This is a genomic window from Nostoc sp. CHAB 5836 (assembly GCF_020829445.1).
Classification (GTDB): Bacteria; Cyanobacteriota; Cyanobacteriia; order Cyanobacteriales; family Nostocaceae; genus Nostoc.
This window is the reverse complement of record NZ_JAIVFV010000232.1, coordinates 1-9,084: the sequence shown is the minus strand read 5'-3', so window position 1 is coordinate 9,084 and position 9,084 is coordinate 1. Positions and strand designations below refer to the sequence as shown.

At 42.4% G+C, this 9,084-nt stretch carries 6 protein-coding genes; 3 read left to right on the top strand and 3 right to left on the bottom strand.

Translation table 11 applies throughout. The annotated features are described in order from the left end of the window. Positions 1–410 precede the first annotated feature (410 nt). The 3 genes from nblR (at position 411) to LC605_RS28990 (ending at position 2,752) form a co-directional block, all read left to right on the top strand. Positions 411–1,097: a response regulator transcription factor NblR gene (gene nblR / locus LC605_RS29000; RefSeq protein WP_229550905.1), complete on the top strand. Its 687-nt coding sequence runs from the start codon at positions 411–413 to the stop codon at positions 1,095–1,097. A 449-nt stretch (positions 1,098–1,546) separates the two neighbouring features. Further along, on the top strand, positions 1,547–2,053 hold the full coding sequence (locus LC605_RS28995) for a DUF192 domain-containing protein (RefSeq protein WP_229550904.1): 507 nt from the start codon (positions 1,547–1,549) through the stop codon (positions 2,051–2,053). 471 nt (positions 2,054–2,524) lie between these two features. Further along, on the top strand, positions 2,525–2,752 hold the full coding sequence (locus LC605_RS28990; protein WP_229550903.1) for a DUF2949 domain-containing protein: 228 nt from the start codon (positions 2,525–2,527) through the stop codon (positions 2,750–2,752). A 439-nt stretch (positions 2,753–3,191) separates the two neighbouring features. Here the strand turns inward: LC605_RS28990 and LC605_RS28985 are convergent, their stop codons facing one another. The 3 genes from LC605_RS28985 to LC605_RS28975 form a co-directional block, all read right to left on the bottom strand. Then, positions 3,192–4,346, bottom strand: a complete 1,155-nt coding sequence (locus tag LC605_RS28985; protein ID WP_229550902.1) for an alanine--glyoxylate aminotransferase family protein — start codon at positions 4,344–4,346, stop codon at positions 3,192–3,194. 1,531 nt (positions 4,347–5,877) lie between these two features. Then, positions 5,878–6,756: an NAD(P)-dependent oxidoreductase gene (locus LC605_RS28980; RefSeq protein WP_229550901.1), complete on the bottom strand. Its 879-nt coding sequence runs from the start codon at positions 6,754–6,756 to the stop codon at positions 5,878–5,880. A gap of 914 nt (positions 6,757–7,670) precedes the next feature. Then, positions 7,671–8,858: a class I SAM-dependent methyltransferase gene (locus tag LC605_RS28975; RefSeq protein WP_229550900.1), complete on the bottom strand. Its 1,188-nt coding sequence runs from the start codon at positions 8,856–8,858 to the stop codon at positions 7,671–7,673. Positions 8,859–9,084: the final 226 nt, after the last annotated feature.

Genomic DNA, 9,084 nt, shown 5'->3' with positions numbered 1-9,084 from the left:
GTTCATAGCATTATCGCGTTTCTCAAAGCGTTCCCAGTAGGTCGCTCAATTGATGACGAATGTATGAAATGCTGTAAGTAGGTCGGCGCAATTAAAGATAACTGGTGATGGCTGTCATTTGTCCTTAGTCATTCCTCCTTGGTAAGGGTTTCAAGCCTGTTTACGTTTCGTCACATAGTTTGATTTATTTTCACCGACTTACTTAGTGTGTAGGGATGGTATTTGGAGTTAGTTATTAAGATTGCATCGGACAATTCGATGGCTGACACCTGAACGTGCTAAAAGATCCTTAGCAGCGCGTCAAATCAGGATTGCTCCATCACTAAAAACTCATAATTGCACTTTATAACTGATGTCAAGATTTTCTTTGGAATATCTTGACAATCCCAAATCCAATATCCCAAATTGTTATGACAGTTGCTCAAAGTCCCTGTGTTCTGGTGATTGAAACCGATGAAAGCCTAGCAAATCAGGTTTCTTGCGACTTGCTAGAAGCTGGCTATGAATCAATTTTGGCTCATGATGCAACGAGTGGTTTGCAACACTGTCGCGATCGCCAACCTGCTTTAATTGTTTTAGACCGGATGCTAGCAGGAGAATCAGGACTCTCATTGTGCAAAAATCTGAGAAGCACTGGTTTGCGATCGCCTGTATTGATCTTAATGGCAAGGGATACAGTCGATGATCGCGTAGCTTGTCTAGAAGCTGGAGCAGATGATTACATCCTCAAGCCTTACCGCTCAGAAGATTTTTTGAAGTTGATTCGCCTCTACTTAAAACCCGATGTCGATACCACCGAGCAATTACGCTTTGGGGATTTAATTTTAGACATAGCAACTCGCCGTGCTATACATAGCGGACGAGCAATTGACTTGACAATGAAGGAATTTGAACTCTTAAAATTCTTAATGGAACATCCTCGTGAGGTGTTAACCCGCGAACAAATTCTGGAAAATGTTTGGGGTTACGACTTTCTGGGTGAGTCGAATGTAATTGAAGTGTACATCCGTTACTTGCGGTTAAAAATCGAAGATGAAGGTCAAAAACGCCTCATTCAAACAGTGCGTGGCGTAGGGTACGTTTTAAGAGAATCCTAGAAAGTAGGTTGGCGCAATTAAAGTTAACTGGCTAAGGCTGTCACTTGTCATTCGTCATTTGTCATTTGTCATTAGTAAGGGTTTTAAGCTTATTTACGTTTCGTAACATACTTGAGTTTTTTTGCACCAACGTACTTACTACTATACTCTGACAGAAGTTTGCCTAGCTTTCGCAAGTTGCTCAGAGCAAACTGTCTATTACAGGACTTAGTACAATATTTCATAAATTCGTAGCGAATTCTCTTTGCGTTCCTACCCTACGGGAAGGCGAAGCGCCTATGCGCTTCCCTTTGCGCCCCTACCCTGCGGGAAGGCGTTCGCGCAGCGTCTCGTAGAGAGGCGCCTATGCGTTTAAATTTCAACCCTCAATTCACCACGAATAAAAACCGTGGGTTTTCTAGCTTAAATTCTATAAAATTGAAGTCTAAATTACAAAATAAAAAAACTATATGACTCGTCGGCTAAGTTTGCTCTCAATGTTGCTGAGTATTTTTTTGATCAGCTGTTCTGTGCCAACAACAGCTAAACCTCCCAGCCTCACGCCTGCTTCTCAAACTCCAGCGCCACAAAGTTTAGGTCAAACACTACCAATTTCTGCTAAAGCCATTGTTCCTAATGGCACAACGATTCAATTAGAGGTAGCACAGACCCCACAACAGCAAGCAATGGGATTGATGTATCGATCAGCTTTGCCAGATGACCGGGGGATGCTGTTTGAGTTCCCTTCAGCACAACCAGTCAGCTTCTGGATGAAGAATGTACCTGTGCCCTTGGACATGGTATTTTTACATAAAGGTGTAGTTAAATATATTCAAGCTGCTGCACCTCCTTGTGCAAGTGAGCCTTGTCCTACTTATGGCCCCAATACACCAATCGATCAGGTGATTGAACTTCGCTCTGGAAGATCTGCCGAATTGAATTTAAAAGTAGGCGATCTTGTCAAAATTGAGTTTTGAGACTTCCGTGCTTTGCGGGGATAAAGATTTGAATGGTTGCTCTGTTCAGAGCCGATACTATCGAAATCTATGTTTTTTTTGTAAAAAATGTCACGTATTGTGGCAAAAAAGTCATCTGTAACGCTACTATTTAAAAACTGTGGTAATGATATAAAATTCTACTGTCTCCAACCTGAAATCGCGGTCTTAAGGTTTGGTTACAAAAATACTCCCTTGGGCGTAAGTGTAAATGGTCGCCAATCAGAGAGTATGGGCTATGGAATCTTTGTTACGACATATGTAATTAAATAAAGCACAAAGTAAACAACATGGGGCCAATTTAACTAAGTATAATGCTGCTTTCAAATTGAGCAGATGAGAGGCCTGTGTTGAAGGCAGATCAGAAAAACCGTGCTGGGGTGTATAACCGATAACGGCACAGTGACAGATGAAATACTGGCTAGTGGCTACCGAGCAATGGTGAACTAATATATGACAATACATTCTGCACAAGGAGGTGAGATACAAATGTCACCATCAAAATATTCTCGACTGATTCATTTTTTGCAAGAAGATTTGGCAATTTCCACAGCATCACTGGCGGTGGCGCTTCGCCATCGAGAGCAAGATCCAGGTCTTTTGGCAATGATTCTTTGGCAGTATGGGTTGATTACTCTAGAGCAGTTAGAAAAAATTTATGATTGGCTGGAGACGGCATAGGTGAGAAATTCAAAATTCAAAATGTTTGCGTAGCGTCTCGTAGAGAAGAAACCCAATCGTCCTAGCCTCTGAGCTGTTCATAGTAGACAAATTAATGCTGAGTAATGAGTAAAAATCATACTCAAGACTCGGTACTTAGGACTCAATACGCTTGGATTAGTGATATTTGGCCCCTGAAGATCCCCTCAACCCCCTTTTTTCAGGTAGAGCTGTTTCATTACCTCTTTTTAAAGAGGGTTAGGCAGGATCAAGCTTTAGAGAGCATTTATAAAGTAAACCTTAAATTGTCGGGTGCGTTAAAGCTGAAAGTACGGCACCTGGATATATGGTGCCCTGCGGCTAAATTAGACTTTCTCAAACCCTCAAATTCCTATACAGCCGTAACACACCCTACTTAATATTTACTTTATAAATAGGCTCTTAAGCCAAGAACATTGACTCAGGACTGAGTGAACACTTTAACTGCTGCTGCTACACCAGATCCAGGGGTAAAGTCTTCGTAGCCAAGCTCTGTTAAGGTAACTTCTAAGGATGCTATACAGCTGAGGATATCGCGATCGCTCACAAAACCCAAGTGACCAATACGGAAAATTTTGTTACTCAAATGGTCTTGACCACCTGCTAGGGCAATATCAAAGCGTTTTTTCATCAATGACCGAATCTTATCCGGTTCAATTCCCTGTGGTGCTACAGCTGTAATCGCCGGACTAGCAGAACTATCTGCTGCAAACAGGGGTAAATTTAACCCTTGAATGGCGGCGCGGGTAGCATTCTTGAGCCGTTCGTGTCGAGCAAATATTGATTCCAAGCCTTCCTCTTTCATGATTCGCAACGTCGTGTGCAGCGCTACAATCAAGTTCACAGGGGGAGTAAATGGAGTTGTATTTTTGGCTGTGGCTTTGCGATATTTGCCTAAGTCCAAATAATATTTCGGTAGCTTCGCAATTTTGTAAGCTTCCCAAGCTTTGGGGCTGACAGAGACAAAACCCAATCCCGGTGGAATCATATAACCTTTTTGGGAACCAGAGGCGACTATATCCAAGCCCCAAGTATCAACAGGTAGATTGAACGCACCCAAGCTAGTGACTGCATCAACGATAATTAAAGCTTCACCGTGTTCTTTCACATGGCGGTTGATGGTTTCTAAGTCATTTAACACACCCGTCGAGGTTTCGCTGTGGGTAATGATTACAGCTTTGATTTGCTTTTGGGTATCTGCTTGGAGTTTTTCGGCAAATGCATTTGGATCTAAGGGTTTTCCCCATTCCACCTTAACTTCTTCTACATTTAAACCGTAGGCTTGACCAACTTCTACCCAGCGTTCGCCAAACTTCCCATTAGAGCCAACTAAAATGCGATCGCCTGGAGAGAGAAAATTAATTATTCCGGCTTCTACAGCACCCGTACCACTAACATTCAGCGTCAGCACATCACTTTGAGTTTGGTGCAGCCACTTGAGATTTTCCGTCACCTCTGCCAATATATTGCTAAATTCACTGGTGCGGTGTCCAATGGGATGCTTGGCTAATGCCAGTAAGGCAGCTTCTGGCACCGGGGTTGGGCCTGGAATCATTAGCATCAGCTTATCGTTCATGTGTGTATCCTAAAGTCAAATAAAAGTCAAAATTGTGGGAAGTTGGTTAAGTCTGGTAGCAAATTCTAAATATTCATTTACAAATTACACTCAGTTTGTCACCAGTCTTGTTGTAAGTAGGTTGGCGCAATTAAAGTTAACTGGCTAAGGCTGTCATTTGTCCTTTGTCATTGGTCATTAGTAAAGATTTTAAGCTTATTTACGTTTCGTAACATACTTGACTTTTTTGGTACCAACGTACTTGTATTTTCCAAATCTATAGGAAAAGTATCATGGGAGTTAATGATCGGTCACCTCGACCGTGGCAATTTGGGATTTGGGATTTGGGAGTTGGTTTTTCGCTTCAAGGAAGGCCGCTATGCCTGCTCTCAAACCTAAAATCCCCAAACTGTAACCCAAAAATCGGTGGAGTCAATCTAAAAGACGCTCACAGACTCGCTAACGCTAGGCGATCGCCAATCTCAAATCCAAAATTGTTTGACTTTTGCAATTTATACGAAACTCCAACTCAGATCAAACGTCTGCTTTAGGCAATCTTACCACACACCTAGATGCCAGGTTAAGGCGTTTGCTCGTAGGGGAGTGGCTATTTTCATAGGTGTTAACTTAAGCCTTGGCGAAGGTCATTCGGGGTTATACAGGCTTTCGTCCGCCTCTACTCGTAGTGGCACAGCAATGCTCATGAAGTTTTTATACTATACTTACAAAATTGCTACAATTGTGCTTAGTATGGTTAGTCACAATTCATGGTGAGTCGTTTTTAACTAGTGTTCAGTTCATAAACTGTCACTCACGAGATCCCTGGTATTCTTACAAAAGAGATATTCTTAGTTAGTGCAAGGAGTGATACCATTTCACGATATGTTTGTTACAAGTTATCCTCGCAATCCTCGCTCCTAATAGAGTTTTGCAGATTTCCAATGTTGCATCAAACAAGTGAGTTGGTATAAGCTTTTACGGAAAAGTGCTTGAGTAAGCAAAATTCTCAAGTACTTTTTCGTGTATAAAGAAAAACTTATACCCTGTGGACGAGAATTAAAGATGTTTTTAAATACACATATAGCAGAGAAGAAAACTACTGTGGGATGAGGGCTTGTCAATTTCGGCCGTAGCACCAGCAAAAGGTGAGTTCGATGAACCTCTCCCTCCCAGCCTCCCTCTGGGAAACGGAAAGGGAGGAGCAACGAAAAATTAAGCTTTTTGCTCCCCTCTCCGCTTCGGAGAAGGGCTGGGGGAGAGGTCAAATAAGACTTGTCAAACTCACGTCAGCAAAATAGCAAAGCGATCGCTATTCAACTACAATTAGCCCCAAATCTGTAATATAGCGTTTCCTAATCACATGAGGTACATCGAAAGCCCCCTCTTTGCTTGCGGGGAGCGGGTTGGGGGTGGGGTTCTTGTACCTCACTGAATTGAGAACCGCTATACTTGCGTGCTATAAAACTACGTGCGGAATGTGTAATAACAATCGCCCAAAGAGGGAGCATCCCAAATTTGTTATACTACATATGTATGATGCTTAATTCCTAGTTTATTCCCCGATCGCTTCTCCCCATTCCTTAATTACAGAAAATAGTGATGAGTAATCATCATCAGCAAATGACATTTTCACGGCTGTTTGCAAGATTTGCCGCACTCCTTTAATACTGCTTAGATCCAAATTCTGAGATTTCGCTTCCGAGATAAACAATTCTGTATCCTTAAGCAAGTGTTTTGTGGGGAAATTGGGATCAGCATAATTGCCATCCAACATCCGTTGTAGCTTTTTGTCAAAGGTAGGTGCGTAGAGTGGACTGTCCCGTAATATTTGCATAAACACATCGACATCTACACCCTGACGCTGGACAAAAGCCAGACTCAGAGCAAAGCTAGTTGTTAGAGAAGCTATTAGCTGATTGAGTGCCAATTTTAGCGCCGCCGCAGTTCCCACAGGGCCTATAAGTAAAGGTTCTGTACCAAAATTTTGGAGTAACTTTAAATGGCGTTGATATTGGTCTGGCTCGGCTCCTACCATAACACTCAACTTGCCAGCTTTTGCTTCCGGGATACTTCCTAATACTGGTGCTTCTAAATACTCGCCACCACCCGCAACAACTGCATCTCTAATTTCCTGGCTTTCTGTGGGGGTAATTGTTCCCATTTGGATAATTGTGCGCCCTTCCAAAGTTTGCCAAGCAGTATCTGAAAGCAACACATTATAAATGGCTGAGGCATTAGTCAGCATGAGAATCACGCACTCAGCAGCACGAATGGCGTGGCGGGGATGTGTAGCAATTTCAGCCCCAGCCGCTTGTAGTGGTGCTAATTTTTCTGGGGTACGATTGTAGGCAACTAGCTGTATATCTGCGGCTAATAATCTTTGAGCCATTGGTAGCCCCATCAGTCCGGTTCCCAGAAATGCCACCTTCATTTTTTACGTTCCTTTGGTACAGGGTCACCGATAGCGCAGTGTTTGCCAGTCTTCTCTCTTGGCGCTAGCCTCTCACGAGTGGGAGAAGGGTAGACGCTTTAGCGCAACGAGAGTCACAGCCTGTTGTAGACATTGCGTTTCCATCATTTGATTTTAATATCAGTTATCCAGGGCTATTTCATTCTCATCTAGCCCGCCTCAGAATTAATTCTAAGTCTAATAGCGAAAGTCGTCTTTAGACGACTGAGAAAAGATTATCGTCCAATACAGTTCAGTTAAGGCTAAAACTCTTTGCCAAAGTCAATTTTTTAACGAACCGCCATCGCGTAGCGTCTCCCCTTGGGAGAAGGACGCCAACGCGAGTGCGTCTCGTAAGAGTTGGACGCAAAGAAAGAGAAGAAAGAGAATAAAGAAATGCTTAACTGAACTGTATTGGATTATAGTCCTAGGACTTACGCAACTGGCATATTATTTTGAGTTTGTAGTGAGGATTAAAGTCCTCAAAATCAGGGCTGAAGCCCTTACTACAAACTAAAAGCTTTTATTTTTTGTGACACTTGCGTAAGTCCTAAGTCCGTTAAAACGTACTTTAGCTATGAGCCCGGAACTGAAGTTCCGGGTGGTTTATGTCTAGAATGAAATAGTCCTGATCAGTTATCGCTAAATACTGATAACTGTTCACGGAACTAGTGACTAACATCTCTGGTCATTAGCCCCCAGCAGCAAAAGTCGCCATAATTATGACTGAAAGTAAAATACCAGGAGTAAGTAAGGTTACTAGCATTAGCAGGTCATGAGTGGACATAATTATTACTTTGGTAGTGTGTTTAACTTTACAGTAATCACTGTTATGCTAGTCTAAATAAGAGTGATACTGCATTCTTAAATAGAGTTTTAACTTTTCAAATTGACGTTTACTCTGGCAGGGTCAATCCTTTTAGTGTTTGAGACATTTCTGTTTTATCCAGACCTTTGCTCTGAATTAAGACTCCAAAGTTGCCGAGTCCTGTGGGATCTATCAGTTGGTGTAGTGCGTCCCGTCGCTGTAGTAACTGCGAGAGGGGTTGCTTTTGATCGGAAAGGGCTGCAATCCGATCGCCTAACCCCAGGGCCATCAAAAATAATCCCTGCTGGATAAAACCAACATTCTTTAAATTGTACTTCTCGCCCCAGCACTCCAAAGCCGTAAAGTCAACATGGGCAGTGATATCTTGTCGCCCAATATTAATATAGGGGTTGTTATGGAAACGATGATGGTAATAGCACTGTAGTGTTCCTTGCGATCGCCTGGGATTATAGTAACGACTGGCGGGGTAGCCATAATCAATTGTTAACACATAGCCACGCTGCAAGCGGTCTGCTACTATACTCAACCAGTCTAGAGCAGCTAAATTAATTTCACTACGGTAGCCATCTGGATATACACTTTGGGTTAAGTCGATTCCCAGTAAATCCAAATATTCAGCTAGTTGGGGTGTTGAAGGTTCCCCTGTGACTTCTACAAATGATGGGTATGGGGCATTGGTTTCTTTCTCATTCTGATCTGTAGTTACATAAATTTCTCGGAGTTTCCCTGTTTCTAGGATGAATTGATGGACGGGGAAAGCATCTACTAACTCGTTAGAAAAAAAGCAACCCGCGATCGCATTTGGTGGTATCTCCTCTAAATTGCACCAATTTACAGGGAAATCTTGCAAGCGTTGCTGCTGTTCTTGTCTTAAAGTTGGCGACTTTTCAACAATGATGTACTCCAGCGCCGTAAAAAAATCTGGGTAATGTAGTTGATGATATTTAAGGATGTGTAAAGCTAGCAGTCCGTGACCTGCTCCCATTTCTACCAAAGAAAAGGGTACAGGTTTTCCTAAAATCTTCCACATCTGCAAAAATTGTTCTGCTAGTAACTCACCAAAGTCAGAACAGAGGTTGGGAGAGGTAAAAAAATCACCACCCTGAAAGCCAATTTGGACTGCATCGCTGGAATAGTAGCCATGCTCAGGGTGGTATAATGCCATCTCCATGAATTGGGCGAAATTAATTCGCTGCTGCGGACTGGTGATCAGATGATTGGCGATCGCAGCACACAATGCTGGATTTGAATCCATAAAATATAGAGAAAAGAAATCAGATAAGAAGTGGTAAACAGGTAAGGGACTGACAAATAAAAAAATACTCAACTACTTATTGTGGGGTGGGCGTCTCGCCATTGGTGTCAACTTAACGTAAAACTGCTGTCTTGCAAGGAACTGAAGTTCCTTGCTAATAGCTGAAGTCATCTAAAAGATGACTAAATTCCTCAACAATCTTTAGTCTACTTCAGTAGACTTGAGC

Bases quoted from the DNA above. Each gene is read 5' to 3' on its own strand.
- nblR (WP_229550905.1), top strand. From the start codon at position 411: ATGACAGTTGCTCAAAGTCCCTGTGTTCTGGTGATTGAAACCGATGAA.
- LC605_RS28995 (WP_229550904.1), top strand. From the start codon at position 1,547: ATGACTCGTCGGCTAAGTTTGCTCTCAATGTTGCTGAGTATTTTTTTG.
- LC605_RS28975 (WP_229550900.1), bottom strand. From the start codon at position 8,858: ATGGATTCAAATCCAGCATTGTGTGCTGCGATCGCCAATCATCTGATC.
- LC605_RS28990 (WP_229550903.1), top strand. From the start codon at position 2,525: ATGACAATACATTCTGCACAAGGAGGTGAGATACAAATGTCACCATCA.
- LC605_RS28980 (WP_229550901.1), bottom strand. From the start codon at position 6,756: ATGAAGGTGGCATTTCTGGGAACCGGACTGATGGGGCTACCAATGGCT.
- LC605_RS28985 (WP_229550902.1), bottom strand. From the start codon at position 4,346: ATGAACGATAAGCTGATGCTAATGATTCCAGGCCCAACCCCGGTGCCA.